23 protein-coding genes and 2 pseudogenes are annotated in these 26,049 nt (G+C 62.9%); 21 read left to right on the plus strand and 4 right to left on the minus strand.

From position 1 onward, the window contains the following. The first annotated feature begins 40 nt into the window (after positions 1-40). Genes KDD17_RS18960 through KDD17_RS17060 form a run of 3 tightly spaced genes read left to right on the plus strand, consistent with a single transcriptional unit; the run spans position 41 to position 1,823 of the window. Positions 41-730: a beta-galactosidase trimerization domain-containing protein gene (locus KDD17_RS18960; protein ID WP_254796994.1), complete on the plus strand. Its 690-nt coding sequence runs from the start codon at positions 41-43 to the stop codon at positions 728-730. Continuing rightward, positions 727-1,146: a hypothetical protein gene (locus tag KDD17_RS18965; protein ID WP_254796987.1), complete on the plus strand. Its 420-nt coding sequence runs from the start codon at positions 727-729 to the stop codon at positions 1,144-1,146. The genes KDD17_RS18960 and KDD17_RS18965 overlap by 4 nt, the downstream gene beginning before the upstream one ends. Further along, positions 1,143-1,823 (plus strand): aminotransferase class V-fold PLP-dependent enzyme, encoded by a 681-nt coding sequence (locus KDD17_RS17060; RefSeq protein WP_254796988.1) that lies wholly within the window; start codon positions 1,143-1,145, stop codon positions 1,821-1,823. The genes KDD17_RS18965 and KDD17_RS17060 overlap by 4 nt, the downstream gene beginning before the upstream one ends. 69 nt (positions 1,824-1,892) lie before the next feature. Here the strand turns inward: KDD17_RS17060 and KDD17_RS17065 are convergent, their stop codons facing one another. Beyond that, complete coding sequence (locus KDD17_RS17065; RefSeq protein ID WP_212706395.1) at positions 1,893-3,041, minus strand: pyridoxal phosphate-dependent aminotransferase; 1,149 nt, start codon at positions 3,039-3,041, stop codon at positions 1,893-1,895. Positions 3,042-3,118: 77 nt separating this feature from the next. On the opposite strand from KDD17_RS17065, the gene KDD17_RS17070 reads away from it, so the two are divergent. After that, complete coding sequence (locus tag KDD17_RS17070) at positions 3,119-3,844, plus strand: SDR family NAD(P)-dependent oxidoreductase (protein ID WP_212706396.1); 726 nt, start codon at positions 3,119-3,121, stop codon at positions 3,842-3,844. A gap of 58 nt (positions 3,845-3,902) precedes the next feature. Here the strand turns inward: KDD17_RS17070 and KDD17_RS17075 are convergent. Both KDD17_RS17075 and KDD17_RS17080 read right to left on the minus strand, forming a co-directional pair. Then, positions 3,903-4,876, minus strand: a pseudogene (locus KDD17_RS17075) (pirin family protein). 131 nt (positions 4,877-5,007) lie between these two features. Continuing rightward, entirely contained in the window at positions 5,008-5,766 is a 759-nt protein-coding gene (locus KDD17_RS17080) for an MBL fold metallo-hydrolase (RefSeq protein WP_212706397.1), read from the minus strand. Between the two features lie 23 nt (positions 5,767-5,789). Between KDD17_RS17080 and KDD17_RS17085 the strand changes: the two genes are divergently transcribed. From KDD17_RS17085 to KDD17_RS17165, 17 genes and pseudogenes are all read left to right on the plus strand, one after another. Then, positions 5,790-6,911: an aminotransferase class I/II-fold pyridoxal phosphate-dependent enzyme gene (locus tag KDD17_RS17085; RefSeq protein WP_212706398.1), complete on the plus strand. Its 1,122-nt coding sequence runs from the start codon at positions 5,790-5,792 to the stop codon at positions 6,909-6,911. A 91-nt stretch (positions 6,912-7,002) separates the two neighbouring features. After that, positions 7,003-9,405, plus strand: coding sequence for a GcvT family protein (locus KDD17_RS17090; RefSeq protein WP_212706399.1), 2,403 nt, complete (start codon positions 7,003-7,005; stop codon positions 9,403-9,405). Beyond that, positions 9,402-10,916 carry a trimethylamine methyltransferase family protein gene (locus KDD17_RS17095; protein WP_212706400.1) on the plus strand — a complete coding sequence of 505 codons (1,515 nt, stop codon included), beginning with the start codon at positions 9,402-9,404 and terminating at the stop codon, positions 10,914-10,916. Before KDD17_RS17090 ends, KDD17_RS17095 begins: the two co-directional genes overlap by 4 nt. Positions 10,917-10,919: 3 nt before the next feature. After that, complete coding sequence (locus KDD17_RS17100; protein ID WP_212706401.1) at positions 10,920-11,591, plus strand: TetR/AcrR family transcriptional regulator; 672 nt, start codon at positions 10,920-10,922, stop codon at positions 11,589-11,591. 96 nt (positions 11,592-11,687) lie between these two features. Further along, entirely contained in the window at positions 11,688-12,077 is a 390-nt protein-coding gene (locus KDD17_RS17105) for a 5-carboxymethyl-2-hydroxymuconate Delta-isomerase (protein WP_212706402.1), read from the plus strand. Further along, positions 12,074-13,585, plus strand: a complete 1,512-nt coding sequence (hpaE, locus tag KDD17_RS17110; RefSeq protein ID WP_212706403.1) for a 5-carboxymethyl-2-hydroxymuconate semialdehyde dehydrogenase — start codon at positions 12,074-12,076, stop codon at positions 13,583-13,585. The genes KDD17_RS17105 and hpaE overlap by 4 nt, the downstream gene beginning before the upstream one ends. Next, positions 13,585-14,568 (plus strand): 3,4-dihydroxyphenylacetate 2,3-dioxygenase, encoded by a 984-nt coding sequence (gene hpaD / locus KDD17_RS17115; protein WP_212706404.1) that lies wholly within the window; start codon positions 13,585-13,587, stop codon positions 14,566-14,568. The genes hpaE and hpaD overlap by 1 nt, the downstream gene beginning before the upstream one ends. 9 nt (positions 14,569-14,577) lie before the next feature. Further along, positions 14,578-15,975: a pyridoxal phosphate-dependent decarboxylase family protein gene (locus tag KDD17_RS17120; RefSeq protein WP_212706405.1), complete on the plus strand. Its 1,398-nt coding sequence runs from the start codon at positions 14,578-14,580 to the stop codon at positions 15,973-15,975. Beyond that, entirely contained in the window at positions 15,972-16,823 is an 852-nt protein-coding gene (locus KDD17_RS17125) for a fumarylacetoacetate hydrolase family protein (protein WP_212706406.1), read from the plus strand. Before KDD17_RS17120 ends, KDD17_RS17125 begins: the two co-directional genes overlap by 4 nt. Beyond that, positions 16,820-17,619, plus strand: a pseudogene (hpaH, locus tag KDD17_RS17130) (2-oxo-hept-4-ene-1,7-dioate hydratase). Before KDD17_RS17125 ends, hpaH begins: the two are co-directional and overlap by 4 nt. A 206-nt stretch (positions 17,620-17,825) precedes the next feature. Next, a complete protein-coding gene (locus KDD17_RS17135; RefSeq protein WP_212706407.1) occupies positions 17,826-18,812 on the plus strand; it encodes a TAXI family TRAP transporter solute-binding subunit in 987 nt (328 codons plus the stop codon). After that, positions 18,809-19,279, plus strand: a complete 471-nt coding sequence (locus KDD17_RS17140; RefSeq protein WP_212706408.1) for a DUF1850 domain-containing protein — start codon at positions 18,809-18,811, stop codon at positions 19,277-19,279. Before KDD17_RS17135 ends, KDD17_RS17140 begins: the two co-directional genes overlap by 4 nt. Beyond that, entirely contained in the window at positions 19,276-21,264 is a 1,989-nt protein-coding gene (locus KDD17_RS17145) for a TRAP transporter permease (protein ID WP_212706409.1), read from the plus strand. Before KDD17_RS17140 ends, KDD17_RS17145 begins: the two co-directional genes overlap by 4 nt. Positions 21,265-21,268: 4 nt before the next feature. After that, positions 21,269-23,008, plus strand: a complete 1,740-nt coding sequence (locus KDD17_RS17150) for a sensor histidine kinase (protein ID WP_212706410.1) — start codon at positions 21,269-21,271, stop codon at positions 23,006-23,008. Further along, on the plus strand, positions 23,005-24,336 hold the full coding sequence (locus KDD17_RS17155; RefSeq protein ID WP_212706411.1) for a sigma-54-dependent transcriptional regulator: 1,332 nt from the start codon (positions 23,005-23,007) through the stop codon (positions 24,334-24,336). Before KDD17_RS17150 ends, KDD17_RS17155 begins: the two co-directional genes overlap by 4 nt. 181 nt (positions 24,337-24,517) lie before the next feature. Beyond that, positions 24,518-24,862 carry a copper resistance CopC family protein gene (locus KDD17_RS17160; RefSeq protein ID WP_212706412.1) on the plus strand — a complete coding sequence of 115 codons (345 nt, stop codon included), beginning with the start codon at positions 24,518-24,520 and terminating at the stop codon, positions 24,860-24,862. Continuing rightward, on the plus strand, positions 24,859-25,737 hold the full coding sequence (locus tag KDD17_RS17165) for a copper resistance D family protein (protein WP_212706413.1): 879 nt from the start codon (positions 24,859-24,861) through the stop codon (positions 25,735-25,737). The genes KDD17_RS17160 and KDD17_RS17165 overlap by 4 nt, the downstream gene beginning before the upstream one ends. A 4-nt stretch (positions 25,738-25,741) precedes the next feature. On the opposite strand, the gene KDD17_RS17170 is transcribed toward KDD17_RS17165, so the two are convergent. After that, a complete protein-coding gene (locus tag KDD17_RS17170; RefSeq protein ID WP_284438390.1) occupies positions 25,742-26,014 on the minus strand; it encodes a metal-sensitive transcriptional regulator in 273 nt (90 codons plus the stop codon). Between the last annotated feature and the right edge of the window lie 35 nt (positions 26,015-26,049).

The raw sequence follows: 26,049 nt of genomic DNA on the forward strand, positions 1-26,049 counted from the left end.
GCTGGGCGCACTCACCCCAACGCAAGCACCCGTTGGGCTGATGTTTGATTACGACGCGGCCTGGGCGTGGGACGTACAGCCGCACGGGGCGGGGCTGAGCTATTTTCAATTGGTGTTCGATGTCTATCGCGGGCTGCGCGGTTTGGGCCTATCGGTAGACATTCTCGCGCCGGACACGTGTGATTTTGCGGGCTATGCAGTGGTGTTGGTGCCAGGGATGATGCATATGTCCGCGGCGTTGAAAGAAGCTTTGATACGCGCGGAGGCGCAGATTGTGCTGGGGCCGCGCAGTGCCGCGCGGGACAGTGAATTCAGCATCCCCGTGCCCCTTCCACCGGCGTTTGCCGGGCTCGATCTGCACGTCACGGCGGCGGAATCCCTGCGTTCCGATTGCCCCGAAGCGCTGGAGGGTGGCGGCGCCTTTACAGGGTATCGCGAATTGCTGGACGGCGGTGCCACGGTGACCGAGCGTTGCGCCGATGGCTGGCCCGCCGTGATGGCTGCGAATAATCTGCGCTATCTGGCCGGGTGGCCCGACGAAGCTGCGATGCGGCGCCTGCTACGTGATGTGGCGTGCGACGCAGGACTTCAAACGCTCGATCTGCCCGGCGCCGTGCGCTGCCGCGATACCGGGGCAGAGCGGTTCTGGTTCAACTTCGATACGGTGGCTCAGGACGTTGCGGGGCGGCAATTGCCCCCGATTTCCGTCACGCGGGAGGCAAAGACTTGAGCGGCTATTTCCTTTATCACTCCATCGGCCAATACCCCGGCAAGGCCGTGCAGATGACCGATGCTCTGGGTAGATTTGCGCAGGTTTGGGGCGCGGAGGATGACGCGCAATGGCCCAGGATGCTTGGCGCGCGCCAAGAGTTTCTCGATCTCTGGCGCGCGCTGATCGACGCCCCCGAGGGCACGCTGACCTCGGCCGACAACGTAACGGCGGCGCTGTATTCGGTGATCGGCGGGCTGGCGTCGCGGTTACGTGGCACGCGCGTGTTAATCGCGGCGGACTGCTTTCCTTCGCTGCATTTTCTGTTGGCGGGGCTCGCGGATCGGATCGGGTTCACGTTAGAGACAGTCCCTTTGCGCGACGGCGCCCATTGGGTCACTGACGATGATTTCATTGATGCCTGGGGGCGGATGTGAGCCTGGCGCTGGTGACCTTTGTCACCTCGACCGCCTCGCACCGGCCCGATCTGGCGCGGCTTTTGGCACACGGGCAGGTCCGTGGGTCACTTGTCGGGGTGGATTTGACACAGGGGATCGGGATCGTGCCGTTCTCGCTGCGCGAAACGCCGGTGGATTTTTGCGTATCGACCTCGCTGAAATGGCTCTGCGGGACGCCGGGCGCGGGGATTGTGCAGATGAACGGGGATTTGATCGCCGAGACGACGCCGGAGCTGCGCGGCTGGTTCAGTCAGGAAAATCCCTTTGCCTGGGATCTGGACGGGTTTGCCTATGCGCCCGATGCGCGGCGGTTTGATCATGGGACGCCATCGGTGATGGCCTGTGTAGGCTCGGTGCCCGCATTGCGCTGGCACGCAGGCGCGGAAGGGGTCGTGGCGCATAACCGCAGGCTGACCGCGCAGATTATCGCGCAGGCGCAGGCAGCGGGAATGACGCTGGCCTCCCCGCTGGCGGCGGAGGCGCGGGGCGGATCCGTTATGCTGCGGCTTGGGGGCGAGGTGGATGCGCCAGCCTTGGTGGATCGGCTGCGCACCCACGAGATCTATACCGACGCGCGCGGCCAGATTTTGCGCCTATCGCCGGGGATCGTGACGGAATTGCCGGATGTTGAGCGGCTTTTCGAGGTGCTTGGCTAGCGACCGGGGATCGGAATTTTTCAAAAATTCCGGCCGATTTCTTTGAAAGAAATCGTTACCTCCAGCAGATCAAAGCGCGTTGAAAAAGCGTTGCATGCGGTCCATCGCATCGCTCAACGTTTCCATATCTGCGGCGCCGAAACAGACCCGCAGATGTCCTTCGCCCGGCGCCCCATAAAAACTGCCTGCCTCGACAACGACACCCGCCTCGTCCATCAGCCGGATGGCGCAGTCCTGCGCGCTGAGCCCTGTCGCGGAAATGTCCGGAAAGGCATAGATCGCGCCCTCGACCGGGGCGCAGTGCAGCCCCGGCATCTGGTTCAGCCGCCCGACCACCAGATCACGTCGCGCCGCATCGCGGGCGACCATCCCCGCAAGGACATCGGCAGGCCCCTGCAGGGCAGCGAGGGCGCCGTGTTGGATGAAGGTGTTGACGTGGGTCACCTCGCTGGTGGTGATCTTTGCCAGCGCCGGGATCAGGGACGCATCTGCGGCGATCCAGCCCAGCCTCCAGCCGTCCATCGCGAAGGCTTTGGTAAACGCACCCATTGTGATCGTGCGGTTCTTCATCCCCGGCAGGGAGGCAATCGGGATGTGGGTCGCGCCATCGTAGGTAATATCGGCATAGACCTCGTCGCTGAATATCATCAGATCATGCGCGATAGCCAGATCCGCGAGGTCCTGCAGCTCTGCCCGCGTATAAACGCGGCCCGTCGGGTTGCAGGGGTTCACCAGCGCGATCGCCTTGGTGCGATCGGTGAGATGGGGCGCGATCAGATCTGCGTTCAGGGCAAAGCCATTCGCGGCGTCGAGCGGAGCGATGACCACCCGCCCGCCTGCAAGCTCTACCTTGCCGATGTGCTGCGGGTAGTAGGGAGCGAGCAGGATCACCTCGTCCCCCGCATCGACAAAGGCCATGAAGGCGGCAAAGCTCGCATGCGTCAGCCCGTTGGTCACGATGATCTCGTCCGCGTGCATTGGCATCGGCATGCGGGTAGCGAGGGCGGCCCGCAGATCGGCGTTGCCTGCGAGGTCCGAATAATGCACGTCACCCGCTTGCAGGGCGGCCACGGTCGCGTCCTTGATATGTTGCGGCGTATCCTCGGCAGGCATGCCAAGCTCAAGGTGGATCAACCCCTCGCGCCCCAGCGCGCGGGCGAACATACCAAAATCCTTGGGCGCGCTATCGGTGATGCGGCGAGCGGGGCGGGGAGGCATGGCGGCTCCGTTTCGGTTGTGCCTGCGGGCGATTGGGGGTTCAGTGGCGATGAGAGAGCAAGCAAGGGGCAAGTGCAATGACGAAGATCGCGGTTGTAACGGGAGCGGCCGGTGGCATGGGCCGCGCCATCGTGGCGCGGCTGCTGGCGGACGGGATGCAGGTCGTCGGTCTGGATGTGGATGCGCAAGGGTTGGCGGATTTGTCGGCAGAGCCGGGCTTCACCGGGTTGCAGACCGATCTGACGGACCCCGACGCAATTGCCGACGCGTTTGCCCGGATCGCTGATTTGCATGGGGGCGTCGACGCGCTGGTCAACAATGCGGGCACCTGCTTCATGTCTGAATTCCCTAACATCCCCGTGGCGGAATTCGAGCGGCAGATGGCGCTTAATTTCTCCGGTGCGTTCCACTGCTGTCAGGCGGCGATCAAGCTGATGGAGAGACGCGAGGGCGTGCGCAAGATCGTGAACATCTCGTCGAACGGCGCGTATAATTTCGACGCGTTCGATCCGCCGCACTACCGCGCAAGCAAAGCCGCGCTTGATACGCTGACAAAAGATCTGGCGCGGCGCTATGCGACCGACAAGATTGCGGTAAACTCCATCGCGCCGGCAATGACCGAAACGCCGCTGTTCGGCGTGGTCAGTGAAGAGGTGCTGGCAAAGGCTATCGCGCAGATGCCCCACGGGCGTGCGATGCAACCGGCCGAGATTGCCGCTTGGGTCGGCTTTCTGATTGGACCCGCCGGTGATGTGTCGAGCGGGAACGTGATCATTCTCAATCAGGGTCGCGACGTGCGCTGACCCCCGCGTGGCGATTTTGCCTTTGCTGTGCGACGCCGTCCGAGGCGACGCACCTTAGCTACGGTCGGGGCTTTGCGCGACGCGGCTTTGTGCGGTCCAGTTCATCGCCGATGGGGATATGCTCATCGGTGTCGCCGGGAGGCAGCTTGAACGGTCCCCCTTCCCAGTCGCCGGTTTTCCAGGCCTCTTTCGCCTCTTCGATGCGGTCCTTCGAGGATGAGACGAAATTCCACCAAATATAGCGATCCTCGTTCATCGTGGCGCCCCCCAGCAGCATCAGGCGCGCGCCTTGCGCACCCGCTGTGGCGGTGATGCGATCACCGGGGCGAAAGATCATCATGCGGCCTTTTTCATGGGTCTGGCCCGCGACGTCGATGCTGCCTTCGGTGACGTAGATGCCGCGATCTTCGTGGTTGTCGGGCAGAGGAAAGGACGCACTTGGGGCGAGGGTGACGTCGAGATAGAAGGTTTCTGACTGGGTGGTGACGGGGCTTGTCTCCCCGTAGGCGTCGCCGAGGATCAGTCGCGCCTCGACGCCTGTATCCGTGATCACGGGCAGGGCGGCTTCCTTGTGGTGCTCGAAGTCGGGGCCATTTCCTCGGCGTGCTCGGGCAGGGCGATCCAGGTCTGGATACCAAAAAGGCTGTGCCGGGTGGCGCGGGTATCGGGAGAGGTCCGCTCCGAATGGGTGACGCCGCGGCCGGCGGTCATCCAGTTGACCTCACCGGGATAGATCATCTGGTGCGTGCCTAGGCTGTCGCGATGCTCGAATTCGCCTTGGTAAAGATAGGTGACGGTGCCCAGCCCGATGTGCGGATGGGGGCGCACGTCGATACCGCCGTCGGTGATGAACTCGGCCGGGCCCATCTGGTCGAAAAAGATGAACGGCCCGACCATCTGCCGCTCGGGCGCAGGCAGCGCGCGGCGCACCTCGAACCCGCCCAGATCGCGAGCGCGCGGGATGATCAGGGTTTCGAGCGCGTCAGCACCGGCGTCTGGGCATTCGGGGGTATGGGTGGGGTTCCAGCTCATATGGGGGCCTCCTGCAATGGAGAGGAGGATACCACGGGAAGGCCAGAGCGGAAGGGGCTGTTGTGCACAAGGCCTGTGCGGGGAAGCGGAATTTTTCGAAAATTCCGGTCCGAATTTTTCGAAAAATTCGATTAGTCGAACGTCCGTGGTGCTTTTCTCAGGGTGGGCCACTCTTCGGGGGAGTGTCCATAGATCACCCGTGCGCCCTGTTCCCGTGCCAGCGTCATGAGCCGCGCGCCGTGGTGGATTGCCAGCGGCACGTCCCAAGAGCCTGCAAACCCCTCGTCAATCTCCGAGGCGCGGCTGATGGCGTCCGACGTGAAGATCAGCGCGCCGGTCTGTGGGAGATCAAGCGCGAATGCGAGCTGTCCGGGCGCGTGACCGGGACAGAGCAGCACATCGAAGCCCGGTGCGATGCGCGTATCCTGCACGATCTCGATATACTCGGCCTCGGGCCATGCCATCGGCTGGCCGCCAGTCCAATAAAGTGGGCGGGGAAGGGCGCGCTCTGCCGCAGCGATCAGGATCGGTACGCCGGGAAAGCCGCCCATTTCGCCCAGATGATCAATGTGCGTATGGCTCTGGATCATCAGGGTAATGTCATTGCGGGCAAGACCCAGCAACGCCAGCTGCGCATCCACGCTGTTGGCGGGCGTCAGCGACAGCACACGGCCAAAGCTGCCCAGCCCATCCTCACGCGTCGCCGCCTCGGAGTCGGCGATGTATTTGGGCGGAAAGCCCGTGTCGATCAGCACATGCTCGCCTGCGTCGGTGCTGACCAGTGCGCCACAGATACCGATGGTGCGGGGCCCGCTATGCACCTCGAACAGCCCGTAATCGAGGATCGCGAAGGATACCGGTTTGCCCTTGAGAAGCGTTTGCTCTTTCATGCGGTGAGCATCGGGAGCGCACCATGAAAGTCAAGATCCACACCTTGTTTCAATACCTGCTGGAAACGGTCGACGCGGCGCCGGAGGCCATCGTTGGCTTCTCTCTGGCCGAGCCGCCAAAGCTTGGTGATTTTCTGGACGATCTGGATCCCGACATGGCACTGGATTGGAACAACCGTGATTTCAGCGGTTTGCCGGAGCTGAAGGCGCATGTGCTGGGGCAGGCGGGGCTTTCGCTCGATCCGTCGGACGTACTTATCACCGCGGGGGCGGCGGAGGCGAATTATCTCGTCCTGATGCAGCTGCTTCATCCGGGCGATGACATTGTGATTGAAACTCCCGGCTGGCCACAGGCAGAGGTGATCGCCAAGGCCAAGGGCGTCAAGATCACCCGTGTGGAGCGCCGCGAGGCCGATGCGTGGGCGCTTCCGCTGGACGCGCTACGCGATGCCGTGACGGAGCGGACCAAGCTGATCTTTCTCACCAACCCCAACAACCCGACCGGCAATCTGATGGACCGCGCCACCCTCGAAGAAGTCGTGCAGATTGCTGACCGGGTCGGCGCGTGGCTGCTGGTCGATGAGGTCTACGCCGGGTTGGAATGGGCGGCGCCGCGCGCGCCAAGCGTCGCCGGGATGTACGCGCGCGGCATCACCACGGGATCGGTGAGCAAGGCGTTGGGGCTGCAAGGGTTGCGCACCGGCTGGATTATCTGCCGCGATGCGGGCCTCATGCGTGACGCGGTGATCCTGCGCGAAAATGCCTCTGAAATCATGAATATCATGGGAGAGGTCATTGCCGAAATCGCCCTGCGCCCCGACCGCTACACCCCCGCGCTGGACAAGGCGCGGCGCGAGGGGCGTGCAAACCTGCGCCATCTTGATGCGTGGGTGCACGCGCAAGAGGGCTTGAGCTGGGTCGCGCCACAGGCCGGGCTGATCGGACTGGGCCGATTGCCCGAGGGGATCGACAGCGATGCCTTTGCGCGGTTTCTGCTGGGCGATCCTTATCGAACCTTTGCGCTACCGGGGTCGAGTTACGATCAGCCCGGACATATTCGGTTGGGCGTAGGCGGGGGCGCATCGGTGAACCTCGATCACGGGCTGGACCGGCTGGGGCGAGCGCTGCGCGATTATAACGGGTAGGTATCGCAAAAGGGATAGACAGGAGTGTCCATTGCTGGTCAGAGTATTGGACACTACTGTTCAATTGCGCCAAGACCCAAGGAGTCCCGCCATGAAATCGCACTACCGTGTTGTCGTGATCGGGGGCGGCGTTGTCGGCACCTCTGTGCTGTACCATCTGGCCAAGGGCGGGTGGACCGACGTCTGCCTGATCGAACGCTCCATCCTGACGGCGGGCAGCAGCTGGCACGCGGCGGGGGGCATCCATGCGCTGAACGCCGATCCCAATATCGCACAGCTACAGGCCTATACCATCGACCTGCTGAGCGAGATCGAGGAAGAGAGCGGTCAGAACATCGGCCTGCACATGACCGGCGGTCTGACGATGGCGGGCACGCCGGATCGCTGGGAATGGCTGCAATCGGCCTACCGCACGTTCCAATCCATCGGGATCGAGGATTGCCGTCTGGTCACGGTCGAAGAGGCTGTCGCGCTAAACCCGATCATGTCGGGCGACGGTCTGTTGGGCGGCATGTGGGCCGACCGGGAGGGGTATATCGACACAACCGGTACGGTCCACGCTTACGCGGGTGCGGCCAAGAAACGCGGCGCGGAGGTGATCGAGCATAACCGCGTGCTGGAGTTGAACCAGACCCTTGAGGGCTGGGAGGTCGTGACCGAAAAGGGCACCGTGACCTGTGAGCATGTCGTCAACGCGGCGGGGCTGTGGGCCAAGCAGGTCGGCCGCATGGCAGGGATCGAACTCCCCGTGAGCCCGCTCAACCATCACTACCTCATCTCCGACACGATCCCGGCGCTGGAAAAGCTGGATTTCGAAGTGCCGATGACCGTGGATCTCGAAGGGTTCACCTACCTGCGGCAGGACCAGAAGGGCGTGCTTCTGGGCATTTACGAGGTCGATCACCAGCACTGGATGATGGACGGCGCGCCCTGGGAATACGGGTTCGAGCTGCAACAGGAAGACCCCGACCGGATCGAGCATGAGCTGACGCTGGGCTTTAACCGCTATCCCGCCTTGCAGGACGTGGGCGTCAAGACATGGGTGAACGGTGCCTTCACCTTTTCGCCCGATGGCAATCCGCTGGTGGGGCCGGTGCCGGGCAAGCGCGGCTATTGGTCGGCCTGCGCGGTGATGGCCGGGTTCCTGCAAGGGGGCGGCGTGGGCAAATCGCTCGCCGAATGGATGATCCACGGGGAGCCTGAGGCGGATGTCTACGGCATGGATGTGGCGCGCTACGGCATCTGGGCGGAGAACAAGCAGTACATCAAGGAAACCACCGGGCAGTTTTACTCGCGCCGGTTTGTGATGACCTATCCGAATGAGCAACTCCCCGCAGGGCGCCCGCTCAAAACCGCGCCCGCCTATGCGGACATGACCGCCAAGGGCTGTCAGTGGGCGCAAAGCTGGGATCTGGAAGTACCACTGTATTTTGCGCCCGAGGGGTTTGCGGAGACACCCTCGCTCAAACGCTCCAACGCGTTTGATATCGTGGCGCGCGAATGCAAGGCGGTGCGCGAGGGTGTGGGGCTGTTGGACATCACGGGCTTCTCGCGGTTCGAGATTTCGGGCGAGGGGGCTGAGGAGTGGCTGCGATCGATCCTCGCGACCAAGCTGCCAAAACCGGGACGCGCGCGATTGGCTGTGATGCTGGGAGAGGACGCGCGGCTCAAGGGCGATTTGACGCTGTTCAACTGGGGGGACGGGACGTGGTGGCTGATGGGCAGCTATTACCTGCGCCGCTGGCACATGCGCTGGTTCGAGGATCACATGGGCGACGGTGTGAGCGTCCGCGATCTGGGGGAGGAGATGGCGGGGTTCTCCCTCTCCGGTCCCAAATCGCGCGCGGTGATGGAGCGGCTGAACGCGGATGCGGCGACGCTGCCCTTCATGGGATGCGCGGATTTCGACATCGGCCTGATGCGCTGCCGCGTCGGGCGGCTGAGCGTCACGGGCGAGCTGGGGTACGAAATCCATTGCCGCATGGGCGATCACGCGATGTTGCGGCGCGCCCTGCTGGCGGCGGGGGCGGATGACGCGATCATCGAGTTCGGGTTCAACGCGCTGCTGAGCCTGCGGCTGGAAAAAAGCTTTGGCATCTGGTCGGCGGAATTCACCCAAGGCTACACCGCGGGCATGACCGCGATGGACCGCTGGATCGATTGGGACCGCGAAGGCTTTACCGGGCGCGACGCGGCGCTGGCTGAGCGGGACGGTAACGGCCCCGCGCGCGTGCAAGTCACGCTGGAGGTCGACGCCGACGGTGCCGACGCCAGCGGGTACGAGCCGATCTGGGCGGAAGGGCAAAAGGTCGGCTTTGTCACCTCGGGCGGCTACGGGCATACCATAGGCAAATCGCTGGCAATGGCACTGGTCGATGCCGATCACGCGGGCGAGGGCACTGATCTGCGCGTGCATGTGGTGGGGGTCGAGCGGGCCGCAAAGGTCATCGCGCCCTCGCCTTACGACCCCGACGGCACGGCGATGCGGGCGTGAGCCGCCGCCGGGGCAGGGGCGCCGGGCCACCGCCCAGCCGCGCGGTGGATTACCACAATCTGCGCAACCCCTTCCCGCCGATGGCCGTGTTCCCCGAGGATCGTATCGCGGCAATGCACGACACCGCGCTGCGCACCCTCGAAGAATTGGGGATGCGCGTGCTGCTGCGCGAGGCGGTCGAGATTTTTCGCCGTGCGGGAGCGCGCGTGGTGGAGGACATGGTTTTCATCGGGCGCGACATGGTCGCTGCAGCGATTGCCACGGCGCCCACCTCGATCACCGGGCGGGCCGGGCGGCGGGCCAAGGACGTGACGCTGGAACTGGGCAGTCTGGTCTTTCAACCGGGTGCGGGGGCACCCCATGCGACCGATCTCAAACGCGGGCGGCGGCCCGGTTCGGCGCGCGATTACCGCGAATACACGACCCTCGCCCATCACTTTGATGTTTTCCAGATGATGAGCCCCTCGGTTGAGCCGCAGGATGTACCCCCGCATCTGCGCCACTATTTCACCACCGAGGCGCAGCTGACGCTGACCGACAAGTTCCCCTTTATCTTTGCGCGCGGCACGCCGCAGGTGACCGAATGTTTCGAGATGATGCGCGATTTTCGCGGGGTGTCGGACGCGGAATTCGCCGCCCACCCCCACACTTATACGATAATCAACACCAATAGCCCGCGCACGCTGGATGTCCCCATGGCGCAGGGGTTGATCGATTTTGCCAAGGCGGGTCAGCTGAGCATCGTCACGCCCTTTACGCTGATGGGGGCGATGGCGCCGATCACGGTGGCTGGTGCGATTACGCTGAGCCACGCAGAGGCGCTTGCCGCGATCACCCTGACGCAGCTAACACGCCCCGGCGCGCCGGTCTGCTACGGCACGTTCACCTCGAACGTCGATATGAAATCGGGCGCGCCCGCCTTCGGCACGCCGGGGCATTTTCAGGCATCGCTGGCGGCGGGGCAATTGGCGCGGCACATCGGGCTTCCGTGGCGCTCGGCGGCGGGCTCGGCATCGAACCTCAACGATGTGCAGGCGGCCAATGAAAACCAGATGGGCCTGTGGGGTTGTCTGATGGCAGGGGCCACGGTGGTGATCCATTCGGCGGGCTGGCTGGAAGGGGGGCTGAGCGTATCGTACGAAAAGATCGTCACCGATTGCGAAGTGCTCAACATGGTGGCCGAGCTCTGCGCGGGCGCGCAGGCGGGGGAGGATGAGATCGGGTATGACAGCGCGCTCAGCGCGGTTGACCCTTCGGGCCATTTCTTTGCCGCGCCGCAGACGATGGACCGTTACAACACCGAGTTTTACGAGCCTATCGTGCATGACTACGCCAATTTCGGCACCTGGACCGAGCGTGGCGCGCGCGATGCCAGCGCGCGGGCCACGGATGTGTGGCAGGCAATCCTGGATGCCGATGTGCGCCCGGCAGTCGATCACGCCCGCCTCGGCGCGCTGCACGACTACATCGCACGCCGAACAGAGGCGGGCGGCGCCCCGCCGGAAAGCTGACAGATGACGCGCCGCGACACCCCCCTGCTGCACCGCGACGACCCCGCGCGCGCCGCGCTGACCGGTCACGTCAAAGTCACCCGTGAGGATTGGCTCAACCACGCGCGCGACGCGCTGGTGACCGGCGGCGCGGGGGAGGTCAAGATCCTCGGCCTCGCCCGGCAAATGGGTGTTTCAAGATCCAGTTTCTACGGCTATTTCCGCGATCGCAGTGATCTGCTGGACGCGCTTTTGACCGAATGGGAAGCGCGCAATTCAGCGCAGATCATCGCCCACTGCCGCCTGCCTGCCGCGTCGATCACCGAAGGGTGCTGCAACTTCTTTCGCTGTTTTGTGGATGATGCGAAGTTCGATCGAGGTCTCGATTTCGCCGTGCGCGAATGGGCGCGCAGGGACAGGGGCTTGCGGCTGCGGGTCGATGCCGCCGATACTGCGCGGCTGGCAGCGGTCGAGGCAATGTTTCTTGCGCATGGTTATGCGCCCGCAGACGCGGATGCGCGGGCGCGGATCCTCTACTTCATGCAGCTCGGCTATCACGCGTTGGAGGTTTTCGAGCCAATGCCGCTGCGCCTGTCACGGGTTGGTTCCTACATCATGGGCTTTACCGGGATGCCGCCGGAACCGTTTGCGCTGTCGGCATTCATCGCCGAGGTCGAGGCGATGGGCGCCCCATAGACCACCCGATGCGAAAGCCACGGGAATCGCATGATCTGTTGACAGGCGCGGGATGACGGCCCTACGCTCCTTTAATTAACATGTTAAGGATGTGATATGCCGCATTTCCAGATCGACTATTCCGCCAACCTCGATGGGGTCGTGGATATGGTGGTGCTGTGCGAGGCGATCCGCGCGCGGGCGGCAAAAATCGAGACCTTCCCGCTGGCCGGGATCCGCGTGCATGCCACGCGCGTCAATCACTATGCCATTGCCGACGGGAATCCCGATCACGGCTTTATCGATCTGAGCGTGCGTCTGAGGGCGGGCCGGGAGGAGGCGGTCAAGCGCGACGCGCTCAGGGCAGTCTTTGCCACGATGACAGATTTCCTGACGCCCGTGATGAGGACAAGGTCGATCGCGCTTTCGGCAGAGATGCGCGATATCGATCCTGCGCTGTCCGAAAAAACCGGCACCATCCGAGATCATCTGGAGACACCGACATGAGCACGCTTGACGACAACATCAAGAAACTCGACGGGCATCTGTCGCGGTTCTGCGAGGGCGGCATTTCAAACAGAATTGCAGGTCAGGATTCCCCCGGCGCGGGCGGCGTTTTCCAGACACGGTCGCCGGTTGATGCTTCCATTATCTGCGATGTTGCGTGGGGGACCGCCGCCGATATCGACGCCGCAGCAGATGCGGCGCATGCGGCGTTCGGCGACTGGCGCGACATGCCCGCGACCATGCGGCGCGCAATCCTGATCCGTATCGCCGAAGGGATCGAGGCGCGTGCCGAAGAGATCGCCCTGTGCGAGTGCTGGGATACCGGGCAGGCGCTGAAATTCATGTCCAAGGCCGCGCTGCGCGGCGCGGAGAACTTTCGCTATTTTGCCGATCAGGTGGTGCAGGCTCGCGACGGGCAGCACCTGAAATCGCCCACACTGATGAACATCACCACCCGTGTGCCCATCGGACCTGTCGGGGTGATTACACCCTGGAACACGCCGTTCATGCTCTCGACCTGGAAAATCGCGCCGGCGCTCGCGGCCGGCTGTACGGTGGTGCACAAACCCGCCGAAGCCTCGCCTCTGACCGCGCGCCTGCTGGTTGAGATTGCCGAGGAAGCCGGGCTGCCACCCGGTGTGCTCAATACCGTGAACGGGTTTGGCGAAGAGGCAGGCGCCGCGCTCTGTGCGCACCCAAAAATCAAGGCGATCGCCTTTGTCGGAGAGAGCCGAACCGGCAGCCAGATTACCAGACAGGGCGCCGATACTCTCAAACGCAATCACCTCGAACTGGGCGGCAAAAATCCAGTGATCGTTTTTGAGGACGCCGATCTGGATCGCGCGCTCGATGCGGTGATCTTCATGATCTATTCGATAAACGGGGAGCGGTGCACCTCCTCGTCCCGCCTGTTGATACACGAGAGCATCCGCGAGGCATTCGAGGCGAAGCTGATCGCGCGTGTCAACAATATCCGGGTCGGTCACCCGCTGGATCCCGCCACCGAAATCGGTCCGCTCATCAGCCAGGAACATTTCGACAAGGTCACCGGATATTTCGACATTGCAAGGGCCGAGGGCGCGACCATTGCCGCGGGAGGCGAGGCCCTGGGCGACGCGGGCTATTTCGTGCGACCAACCCTCTTCACCCACGCGACCAATGACATGGCCATCGCGCAGGAAGAAATCTTTGGCCCTGTGCTGACGTCGATCCCCTTCGCCGATGAGGAAGAGGCGTTGCGCATCGCCAACGACATCCCCTACGGTCTGACGGGCTATGTCTGGACAAATGACCTCACGCGCGCGCTGCGTGTGACCGATCGGCTGGAAGCGGGGATGATCTGGGTGAACTCCGAAAACGTGCGCCATTTGCCGACCCCGTTTGGCGGGGTCAAGGCGTCGGGTATCGGGCGGGACGGCGGCGATTGGTCTTTTGATTTCTACATGGAGCAAAAGCACGTGGGCTTTGCCACCGGCGCGCATAAGATAACCAGATTGGGAGCCCCCTGATGCCCGTACCAGCGCCCAACCTCTACCCCGACTTCAACGTCATCCGGCTGAGCCATGTCTGTCTGAATGTCACTGATCTGGAGGTTTCGCGGAAGTTCTACACCGAAACTCTTGGCATGCAGATCACCGATGAGGATGCGACACATATCTATCTGCGCGCACTTGAGGAACGCGGTCATCACTGTGTGATCCTGCAAAAGTCCGACCAGCCCGGCACGGTCGAGGTCTTGGGGTTCAAGACCTTTGATGAGCCGGATCTGGACCGTGCGGAGGCGTATTTTGCCGCCAAGGGACGCCCTACGCAGTGGGTTGAGCGGCCGTTTCAGGGCCGCACACTGTTGACCTGCGATCCGATGGGTATCCCTTTGGAATTCTACCATCACATGGACCGGCTGCCGCCGATTCACCAGCAATACGCGCTTTACCGGGGTGTCAAACCGCTCCGGATCGATCATTTCAACTGCTTCAGCCCGGACGTCGATGCGTCGGTCGCTTTCTATTCCGATTTCGGATTTCGCGTGACGGAATACACTGAGGATGCACAGAGCGGGCGGTTGTGGGCTGCGTGGATGCACCGCAAGGGCGGTGTGCATGATATGGCGTTTACAAGCGGCATCGGGCCGCGCCTGCATCACGTGGCGTTCTGGGTGCCCACACCCCTCAACATCATTGATCTTCTCGATTTGATGGCGACGACAGGCTATGTCGCCAATATCGAACGGGGGCCGGGGCGGCATGGGATCTCGAATGCCTTTTTTCTCTATATCCTCGATCCCGATGGCCACCGGATTGAAATCTATTGCTCGGACTATCAGACCGTCGATCCCGATCTTGAGCCGATCAAATGGGATCTGACCGATCCCCAGCGCCAGACCCTCTGGGGCGCAGCCGCGCCCGAGAGCTGGTTCAAGAACGGCAGCCCCTTTGTCGGTGTCGAAACACGCGCGCCCCAGATCACCGCAAGCCCGATCATCGCCCCGTAGGAGCCATATATGGACTGGGATGACTTTTCCCTGTGGAGCAAGCGCATCGCCGATTGGGGCGCGCAGTACCACAAGACCTTGCGCCAACGCCCGGTGCGCGCACAGACGGTGCCGGGTGCCATCGCCGCTCAGCTGCCCGGCGGCCCGCCGGTGAAGCCCGAACCAATGGCCGATATCCTGAGCGATTTCGAGGACATCGTCATGCCCGGCATGACCCATTGGCAGCATCCGCGCTTCTTTGCGTATTTTCCGGCCAATGCCGCCCCTCCGTCGATGCTGGCCGAACAGCTGGTCAACACGGTCGCGGCGCAATGCATGCTGTGGCAGACCTCTCCGGCGGCGACCGAGGTCGAGGGTCTGATGATCGACTGGATGCGGCAGGCGCTGGGGCTCGACGCGGGATTTACCGGTGTGATCCAGGACAGCGCGTCTTCGGCCACTCTCTCGGCGGTGCTGACGATGCGCGAACGGGCGACCGGTTATACCGGGAACCGTGCGGGACTGTCGGGTAAGGGGCATCTGCGGATCTATTGCTCGGATCAGGTACATTCCTCGATTGACCGTGCGGCATGGGTCGCGGGTATCGGGCAGGACAATCTGGTCAAGATTGCGGGTACCGGACCGCGCTACGCGATGGATGCGGGTGCGCTGGATCGGGCGATCCGCGCGGATCTTGACGCGGGCCACACCCCGGCGGGGCTGATTGCGATTACCGGGGGCACCGGAGTGGGTGCGTGTGACGATCTTGCCGCGGTGCTGCGCGTGGCCCTCGCGCACGGGCTCTATACCCATCTGGATGCCGCCTGGGCTGGATCAGCGATGATCTGCCCCGAAATCCGTGCGAAATTCTGGCGTGGTGTGGACGGTTTCGACAGCATCGTGTTCAACCCGCACAAATGGCTTGGCGCGCAATTCGATTGCTCGATCCAGTTCCTGCGCGACGCTGCCCCGCAGCTCAACACGCTCAAGATCGAGCCGGAGTACCTCAAGACGTCGGGCGATGTGGTCACCAACTATTCGGAATGGACAATCCCGCTTGGCCGCCGGTTTCGCGCGCTCAAACTGTGGTTCCTGATCCGCGCCTACGGGCTGGAGGGGCTGCAAGCCCGCATTCGGAACCATATCAACTGGGCCGAAGAACTGTGCGAAAAACTGCGCGCCCTGCCGGGATTCGAAATCACGAGCGAGCCGATTTTCAGCCTGTTCAGCTTCAGGTGTCCGGGGGATGACGCGATGCAGCAACGGCTGGTGGACGCGATCAACGATGACGGGCGCATCTATCTGACCCAAGGCGCGCTTGCCGGTCGGCGCATCATTCGGGTGCAGGTCGGTCAGTTCGACTGTACCCGCGAAGACGTGATGATGGTCAAGACGGTCGTGCGCGACATATGGGAGAAGGTGCAATGAAATTTGCGAGCTACACAAGCAACGGTGAGCGCCACTACGGCGCGGTGACCGACACCGGCATGATTGCGCTGCGACAGGACCATCCGCAGTGGTCAACGCTCTTCGAGGCCGTATGCGCGGGCGGGCTGGGGACACTGGCGCAATCTGCGCAGAGTCGTGCTGTCACGCACACCGATTTCAGCTATGACATGGTGCTGCCAGACGCGCGGCGCATTCTTTGTGTCGGTGTGAATTTCCCCGACCGCAACGCCGAATACAAGGACGGCAGCGCGCAGCCCAAATACATGTCGCTCTTTCCCCGCTTTGCCTCGGGCTTTACCGGCCATGACCGGCCCCTGATCCGCCCGCCCGAAAGTGACCAGCTTGACTACGAGGGGGAGGTTGCCATCGTGATCGGCAAAGGTGGACGGCGCATCGCGCAGGCCGATGCCTACGACCACATCGCGGCGCTGACCCTGTGCAACGAAGGTACGATCCGCGATTGGGTGCGCCACGCAAAATTCAACGTCACACAGGGCAAGAACTGGGATCGTTCCGGCGCGATGGGCCCTTGGCTGGTGCCATTCACCGATGCCGCGCAGCTTGATGACGCGCGCATCATCACCCGCGTGAACGGCGAGGTCCGGCAGGACGATCTGCTGAGCCGCATGATGCATCCCATCCGGCGCGAGATCGAATATATCTCAACCTTCATGACGCTGGCGCCGGGGGATATCATCGTGACCGGCACCCCCACCGGATCAGGTGCGCGGCTGGACCCCCCGCAATTCCTCAAACCCGGCGACACGGTCGAGGTTGAGGTGGCGGGTATCGGTATCCTGCGCAATACCGTCGAGGATGAGGGATGACGCCCGTCGATCACGAACGCGCAGCCGCTGATTTGCTTGAGGCAGAAGCGACCGGCACACAGATCGGGTTGCTGAGCTTGCGCCATCCGGAGATGACGATGGATGACGCCTATGCCATTCAGAATGCTCTCTACCGGGCCAAGCTGGCACAGGGGCGTCGCGTCGTTGGCTGGAAAATCGGACTGACGTCCAAGGCGATGCAGGCCGCCCTGGGTATCGACATCCCGATAGCGGGATTCTGTTTGACGACATGGCTTTCGAGAATGGCGCAACCGTTCCACAGGGCCGGTTTATTCAGCCGCGTATCGAGGCGGAGATCGCGTTCGTCATGAAGGGCGAGGTCGGCGGCACAGATGTGACCCGGTCCCAGATCCTTGCGGCGACCGATTGCGTCGTCCCCGCGATCGAGATTCTCGATACACGGGTCGTGCGGGCGGACCCCGCCACCGGACAGACGCGCCGGATCTTTGACACCATCAGCGACAACGCCGCCAACGCGGGTTTTGTGCTGGGTCGCGCGCGGCACGGGGTACATGATGTCGACCTCCGGCGCGTCGGGGTCATCACCCACCGCAACGGTGAGGTTGAGGAAACCGGGCTGGGTGCCGGGGTGTTGGACGATCCCGTGCAAAGTGTCGTCTGGCTTGCCCGCCGGATGGCGCAATACGGCCAATCCATCGCACCGGGACAGGTGATCCTGTCGGGCAGCTTTATCCGGCCCATCGAATGCCCGCGCGGGAGCGAGATACGTGCGGATTTCGGCGACTTCGGGCAGGTCGATATCGCCTTTGCCTGAAAGCCTTGCGGTGAGGCACCTTCCGGCTCCCGTGCAAGGGTCGTGGCGAAATTCTGCTTGGGGCTTGGCGACGGACTGCCACGAGATGTGGCCGTTGCGCATATTCCCGATCCACTGGAACCGGACGGTGGCGTATCCTCATCGCAGGCTCGGGAGGAGTCGATTTTCATCGCGAAACGGGCAGAAGCCCGATCTGGGAGGATAAGATGTTTGAAGGTATCTGTCGTGGGCCGCGTGGCCTGCTAGGCACGGCTGTCATTGTTGCGCTGGGTCTGGGCGCGCCCGCGTTGGCGCAAGAGCAGCTGTCGATCGCGACCGGTGGCACCGGCGGGACGTACTACCCTGTCGGCGGCGGTCTGGCAGAGGTGTTCAACAATCACGTCGAGGGGTATTCGGCCACCGCAGAGGTGACCGGTGCATCGGTCGAGAACATGGGTCTGATCGCCACCGGCGACGCAGACCTTGCCATCGCCCTGGCCGACACGGTCGCCCAGGCCTACACCGGCACGGGTAAATTCGAAGGCCAGCAGCTGGAGATGGTGCGCGGGTTGGCGTCGCTGTATGCCAACATGGTGCACATCGTGGCGCTCAAGAGCAGCGGCATCACGACGCTTGAGGATCTGCGCGGCAAACGCGTGTCGATCGGCGCGCCCGGATCCGGGACCGAAGTCAACACCGGTGCCATTCTCGAAGCGAACGGGATCACATATGACGACATCGATGAACAGCGTCTGAACTTCAATGAAACCGCCGATGCGCTGGCAAACGGCGATATCGACGCGGGCTTCTGGTCAGTCGGTGCGCCGACCTCGTCGATCCTTAACCTGGCGACAACGCAGGATATCGTCATCATCGAGCTGACGCAGGCCGAGCTTGACGCTGCGATGGCTGCGGATGAAACCTTTGCCGTAACCACCCTCCCCGGTGGCAGCTATACCGGTATCGATGCCGATATCGCGGTTCTGGGCATCCCCAACGTGCTGACGGTATCGTCGGAAATGTCGGACGATCTGGCCTACGCGCTGACCAAGGCGATGTTTGAAAATATTGCCGATGTTCAGGCCGTCCACCCCGCCGCCAACGAGACGACGATCGAATTCACGATGTCCGCGACACCGGTCCCGCTGCACGCTGGAGCATTGCGCTACTACGACGAAGTCGGTGCAACCGTGCCGGACGATCTGCGCGAATGATCCGTGCCTTTCGGGGAGGGCTGGTTGCCCTCCTCGTATCGGCCTTTGGCGCGTTGGCCGATGATCTTGTGGCAACCCGGGTGGCGGACGGTGCAGAACTTGCACGATTTTCCGTGCCCCAGGGCAGCGGTTGGTGTGTTTTGTGGCATCACTCCGTCAAGGGGTTCGAGGTTTCAGATTGTTACGAAAATCGTGCGGGCCGCATGGTTCTGGTCTGGTCTCACCTACCTGATTTTGCCGCCGGGCTGGATCATATCCCCGGACGCGGCATCCAGACCTCCGACGGTGCGGGCGGCTACTTCATTCGCAATATCAACGAGGCTGTCCCGGGTGACGCCTATATCCTGCGCCCGGGCCTTGGCCCTGTCGATCACCGGCTTCGGGTGGGTGCGCAAACAGTATCACTTTCGGCGATTGCCCCACGCGCGCGTGTGCGGATCGCCCTCGTAGGACAGGTGGAAAAATGACGTCACCGGTTGAAATCGAACGCCCCGAAGTATCCCAGCCAGCGCTTGTGCTGCGGGCGATTACCGTGATCGGAATCGCGCTTTCGCTGTTCCAGCTCTACACTGCAGGGGTACAGCCGCTGGGCCTGTTTTTCCAGCGGCCGATCCATCTCGGCTTTGTGCTGGTTCTATGTTTTCTGATTTATCCGGCGTTTGGTCGCCACCGTGCGCGCGGCGTTCTGGGGTGGGGCATCGACGGTACGTTGATCGCCCTGGGGGCGCTTGCGGGCGCATGGGTGCCGTTGAATATCGACACTATCGCCAATCAGGTTTTCCCGCGCGATATCGACGTGTGGATCGGGGTTGTAACCATCCTCGTGGTGCTTGAGGCCGCGCGCCGGGCGGTCGGCCTCGGCATGACGTTGATCGGCGCGTTCTTTGTTGTGTATGCCTTTGCGGGCAGTCGGGGTGAGCTGCCGTTTCTGGCAGACTGGATGCCGGGCATCATGAACCATCGCGGCTATTCGCTTGAGCGTCTGGCCAGCCAGATGACCCTTGGAGCCGAAGGGATCTTTGGCATCCCGCTGGGGGTTGCCGCGACATTCGTCTTCATCTTCGTGCTGTTCGGTGCCTTTCTCGAAGTCACAGGCGCGGGCAAGTTCTTTATCGATCTGGCCTATGCGGCGGCGGGCAAGCAGCGCGGCGGGCCTGCCAAGGCAGCGGTGATCGCGAGTGCGGGCATGGGCTCGATTTCCGGGTCTGCCATCGCCAATGTTGTCACGACCGGTGCCTTCACCATTCCGCTGATGAAAAAGCTCGGCTACCGCCCTGCGCAGGCGGGCGGGATCGAGGCCGCCGCCTCGACCGGGGGCCAGATCATGCCACCGCTCATGGGGGCAGGTGCCTTTTTGATGAGCGAATTCACGCAGGTGCCATATGTCGATATCGTGCTGGTTTCGATTTTCCCTGCGGTTCTGTATTTTGGTACGGTGTATCTGCTTGTGCATATTGCCGCCGTCAAACAGGGTATGACCGGACTGAGTGCCGAAGAACTGCCAAGCGTGCGCGCGGTCATGGCCGAAGGGTGGCATTTCCTGCTGCCGTTGGTGGCGCTGGTTGCGCTGCTGGTGGCGGGATATTCGCCGATGCGGGTTGGATTTTATGCGATCCTGTCGATCATTGCCGCCGCTTCCGCGCGCGCCATGTGGTGCTATGTCGCTGACGGTCCGACGGTGGCGGGGTTCGTTGCGATGTGTCGGCGCGGGGTGGCCCTGACGCTTGAGGCGCTTGACCTTGGCGCGCGCAATGCCGTCGCCGTCTCGGTGGCCTGCGCCGTTGCAGGCATCATTGTCGGCGTGGTTGGTCTGACCGGTCTGGGGCTGAAATTCTCGGCCATGATGATCGCCTTTTCGGGGGGCAATATCGTGCTGGCCCTCATCCTTGTCCTGCTGGCCAGCCTGGTGCTGGGCATGGGGCTGCCGGTCACGGCGGCCTATATTGTGCTGATCATTCTGGTGGGGCCGGCGCTGACCGAGCAGTTTGGCATTCCTTTGTTGATCGCACATCTGGTGGTTTTCTGGTATTCACAAGACAGTAACGTGACCCCGCCCGTCGCACTGGCAGGTTTTGCCGGCGCCGCCATTGCGGGTTCAAAACCGATGGAAACGAGCGTTCAGGCATGGAAATACGCCAAGGGGCTGTATCTGATCCCGCTGTTCATGGTGTTCAACGAGGAAATCATCCTCGGGGGGCCGGTTCCCATGGTGATCTGGAGCGGTGCGATTGCGATTCTTGGCCTCGTGGCCTTTGCTGCCGCACTCGAAGGATATCTGTGGGGGCCCATGCCGATCTGGATGCGGATCCTTTTGGTGCCGGGTGTCGTCGCATTGTTCTGGCCGGATCTGACGGTCGAGATCGCCGGGGCAATCCTCATCGGTGGTCTGCTTGCCTTGAACTGGGCGCAGGCGCGCGGGGCGCCGTCCACACCGGGTGCACAGAAGGCCTGAGGCGATGACGCTGGTGCGGTCCCTTGTGTTCGTTGCTTTGGCGGCGGCGCTTGCGTGGGGGGGCGCGCAGGGGGTCGTGATCAGCAGGGCGCAGACCGAGCTGGATCAGACCTTGCTTCTGACGACCCGCGCGGTCGAGACCGAGGTCGAGCGTCTGCGCGCTTTGCCGGATGTCGCGGCCGAAGACGTGCGCGTGCGTGATGCGCTCGCCGGGCAGGGCGCGCTTCAGGCGGCCAACCACTATCTTGAAACGGTTGCGGTGCACGCACAGGCGGGTGAGCTATTTTTGATCGATGCGCAGGGCGACACGATCGCATCGTCGAATTGGAACCGTCCGGGAAGTTTCGTTGGCCAGAACTATGCCTTCAGACCATATTTTCAGGATGCGATGGCGCAGGGAAAGGGGCAATTCTATGCCATCGGGGTCACGACGGGTGTGCCGGGCTACTTCCTGTCGACACGGATCGACGTTGGCGACGCGCGCGGCGTGTTGGTCGTAAAACTTGATCTCCGTCCAATCGAGGAAATCTGGCGCGTGGCCGAAGCGGACGTCGCGCTGGCGGATGAGAACGGTGTCGTGTTCCTCTCCGCGCGGCCCGATTGGCAATACCGCGCCCTGACGCATTTGCAGCCGGATCAACTGGCCCGGATCGAGGCCACGCGGGCCTATAGCGGCATCGTCCTTGCTGGGGCGGAGCCATTGGCGCAAGCGGCGCCAGACGGCGGAAGCGTCGGCGGCGATGGTTGGATTGCGCGCGTGGCAACGATGCCCAGCACTGGCTGGCAGGTGATCGCGGCACGCTCCACGGCGGGGCTGCAAGCGCTTTCCATCGGGGCGGCAATCCTGGCCGCTCTTGCAACGCTTGCGCTTGCCGCCGCGCTGAAGGCGTGGGATCAGCGCCGGCAGCTCGTTGCATTGCGCCTGCAACAGTCAGAAAAGCTTGAATCAATGGTCGTTGCCCGCACGGCCGACCTTGCCCGCGAAGTCGAGGCGCGTGCGCAGGTCGAAGTGGATCTGCGCGCAGCACAGGAAGCGTTGGTGCATACCGAGAAAATGGCCGCGCTTGGACGCATGTCCGCCGCGATTGTGCATGAAATAAGCCAGCCCCTTGCGGCCATGGAGGCGACGTTGTCGGCTGCAGAGCTGGGGCTGCGCGGGGACGACACCGCGACGGCCACGCGTTTGCACAAGGCCAAGGGGCTGATCCGCCGGATGCAGCGCACCACAAAACACCTCAAGAGCTTTGCGCGAAAGGACGGGGTAGAGCGATCGCTGATCGATCTGAGCGTGCCCGTGGTTTCCGCGCTTGAGCTCGTCGCCCCGCGCGCCCGCGATGTGGGCGTCATGCCCGTGTTCGAGGCTCCCGAAGGCAAAATCAAGGTGTTGGCGGGCACGATCAGGATCGAACAGGTGGTTGCCAATCTGTTGCTGAACGCGCTCGACGCGGTTGCGGATGTCTCCGGCGCCGCCATCACCGTGCGACTTGAAACCGAGGGTGGGCTGGCCTGCCTGAGCGTCGAAGACACCGGGAAAGGCATTGCGCAGAACGATCTGCCGCATGTGGCTGAACCCTTCTTTTCGACGAAGCTGACGGGCGAAAGCCTTGGCCTTGGCCTTGCGATCTGCAAGGCGATCCTCTCTGATTTCAACGGCACGCTCGATATCCGCTCGGCCCCGGGCAGCGGGACTCGGGTGAGTGTCACGATGCCGTTGGCCGTCGCGACCGGCGCAGAGGCGGCATGACCGGCAGTGTCTTCATCGTCGATGACGATGCCGATCACCTGTCGGCACTTGCTGATCTGGTCGAGACCTCCGGTTATACAGTTGAGACCTTTCAATCGGCGGCGGCGGCGCTGGACGCGATGGCCCTGCCGCCGGATCTGGTGATCAGCGACCTGCGGATGCCGGGGATGGACGGGATCGCGTTTCTCAAGGTCCTGCGGGAAAGAAGGATTAACGTCCCGGTGGTGCTTTTGACCGGCCATGGCGACGTCGAACATGCGGTCGAAGCGATGCGCGCGGGCGCGGAGGATTTCCTCGAAAAACCCTATGACGCCACCCACCTTCTTGCGGTGGTCCGGCGCGCCCTTGAGGCGCAGGCCGCCAGAAACGAGGTGCTGCGCCTTCAGAAGGTACTGGCAGAGCGTGCGGATGTGTCCATCCTTGGTCGCTCCCGTGCGATGCGTGAGTTTCGCAAACGGATCGCGGCACTGGCGTCGGTCGATGTGGACGTGCTGATCACAGGGGAAACCGGAACCGGCAAGGAACTTGCCGCGCGCGCGGTCCATGCCGCAAGCGCCCGGGCGGACGGGCCTTTTGTCGCGCTCAATTGCGCGGTGCTGCCGGAAGCAAGCGCGGAGATGTTTCTTTTTGGCACGGGCAAAGGCTTCCTTGCCCATGACACCGACGGTCGCGCAGGCAAGCTTGAGGCCGCACAGGGCGGAACGCTTATGCTGGATGAGGTCGAGACGATGCCGATTGCCATTCAGGCAAAATTTCTGCGCGTCTTGCAGGAGCGCAGTTTCGAGAGGATGGGCGACCCGCTGACCCGAGCACTCGATATCCGCGTCATCGCTACGACAAAAAGCAATCTGCGATTGCTCGATACTTTCCGACCTGATCTGTTTTACCGGCTTGCAGGGTCCGAACTTCATACCCCCACCCTGCATGAGGCGGGGGAGGATATACCGCTGATATTTGCGCATTACGCGCAATTGGCGGCCCGCCGCTATGGCCGCGCCGATCCCAAGGTGCCGTGGGAGCTGTCGCAAAAGCTCAAACGACAGGCGTGGAGCGGCAATGTGCGCGAACTCAAGACGAGCGCGGAGGGTTTCGCGCTTGGCCTGTTTGAAAGTGAAGGCCCACGCACACAGGAACGAGGCCGGATGACCCTCGCCGAGCGGGTTGCCGAATTTGAATCCCGCGAGATTTCGGCGGTGCTTGAAGCGCATATGGGCAACACGCTGCGGGCGGCAAAGACCCTTGGTCTGCCGCGCCGTACGCTGAACGACAAGATGCGGCGCTACGGGATCTCCTTGGAACGGGACCGCAGTGAGGATGAGGCAGAGTGAACAGGACGCTGGCACTGTCGGCGTTCGGACGATGTGCTGTGCGGCTTGACGGGACGCATCGCGGCATGGCTTATGAAGACTGGTGAAGGCAGTGCCGTCGCATATCGCTAGATGGTGCCGAAAGGTTTGCAGCTGGGGTGTGGGGCGCGCGTCAAATGGCCAGAACATCTGGGATGTACCGATGATCAGATTCGTTTTTCTTGCTTTTGTCCTTGCGATACCACCCGCCTTCGCCGCGGCACATTCGAAATCCGCCGGTACCACACCCGCCGACGGCGCGACCGTGGCTGAGGTATCTGAGCTGTCGATGCAGTTCGACGCGCCGATGCGCATCATCTCTGTGACGCTAAGCGCGGCCGATGGCGATATCCCGATAGAACGGGAAACAGGGACCGATCCCGTCACGGTTTTCCGCGCCACCCCCCTGCAGGATCTTGCACCGGGGTCCTACCGCCTCGACTGGCGCGGGATGGCCGCGGACGGGCATCCGATGCAGGGAAGCTTTTCGTTCACCAAGTCCAAGTGAGCGGGCTGGCCCCAATCGATACGATCACCGTCTTGGCAATCGTTGCAAAAGCGGCGGGCACCGGTGCTGCGCTTCTGGCGATGGGGAGCGTGCTGTTTACCGTCATCTTTGCCTCTTACGCCGACGCGTCCGTTTTGCGTCTTGCCCGGCGCATTGCCATAGGTGCCGCGGTTGCCGGGCTTGTCGTACTGGCGCTGCGGTTCGGCATCCGCGCGGCCCGGATTTCCGGCATGGGCTTTGAAGGTGCGGTGGATCCGATGATGTTGGGATTTGTGTGGCAAAGCCCGTTGGGGGACGCCGCGATCTGGCGGGGGTTGGGGGAGGTTTCGGTATTGGCGGTGTTGATCCCCGGTCTGGGACGGTGGATCGCCGTGGCGGGAAGCTTTGCCATTGCGGGCTCGTTCGCCCAGATTGGCCACTCCCTTGGGGATCCGAGGGGGGCTTTGGCCATAGCGCTTGTCATCCATATTCTTGCCGCTGCGCTTTGGATCGGGGCGCTTGCCCCTTTGCACCGGGCGGTGGGTGTGGCCCGCGGCGCCGGGCTGCTGCATCATTTTGGAAAGGTTGCCCTCTATGGGGTTGCGGTGCTTGTTGCTACCGGCTTCGCACTCGCGTGGATGCTTGTGGGCACGTTGCTCGCGCTGGTCAGCACGGCCTATGGTTTGGGGTTGCTGGTCAAAGTGCTGATCGTCTGCGGCCTTCTTGGCATCGCCGCTTTAAACAAGCTGTGGCTGGTCCCGGCCCTTGGTGCGGGACGCCCCGGCGCAAAACGGGCGTTGCGCCGGTCGATTTCTGTCGAAATGATTGCAGTGGTGTTGATCCTGCTGGCAACCGCATCCCTGACGACAGTCACCACACCGCCGGTCAACCTTTGAGTGGCTAGCGGCGTGCCTTGTCGAGAAGGTCCAGCAATTCGGTGAATTTCGTCCGCTGATCCTCCGGATCGCCGGAGGCCAGCGCATCCTCGATGCAATGCGTGGCGTGATCGTCGATCACAAGCTTCTCAACGCCCTTGAGCGCGGCGCGCACCGCCGCGATCTGGGTCAGCACGTCGACGCAATAGCGGTCTTCCTCAACCATCCGGGCGATCCCGCGGATCTGCCCTTCAAGGCGTTTGAGGCGTTTTAAAGTGGCATCGCGGTTCTGGTGCATACACCTGTGTCGCATAGCGGGTGCGGAAAAGTCGA

It is taken from the genome of Sulfitobacter albidus, from assembly GCF_018200035.1.
Taxonomy (GTDB): domain Bacteria; phylum Pseudomonadota; class Alphaproteobacteria; order Rhodobacterales; family Rhodobacteraceae; genus Sulfitobacter; species Sulfitobacter albidus.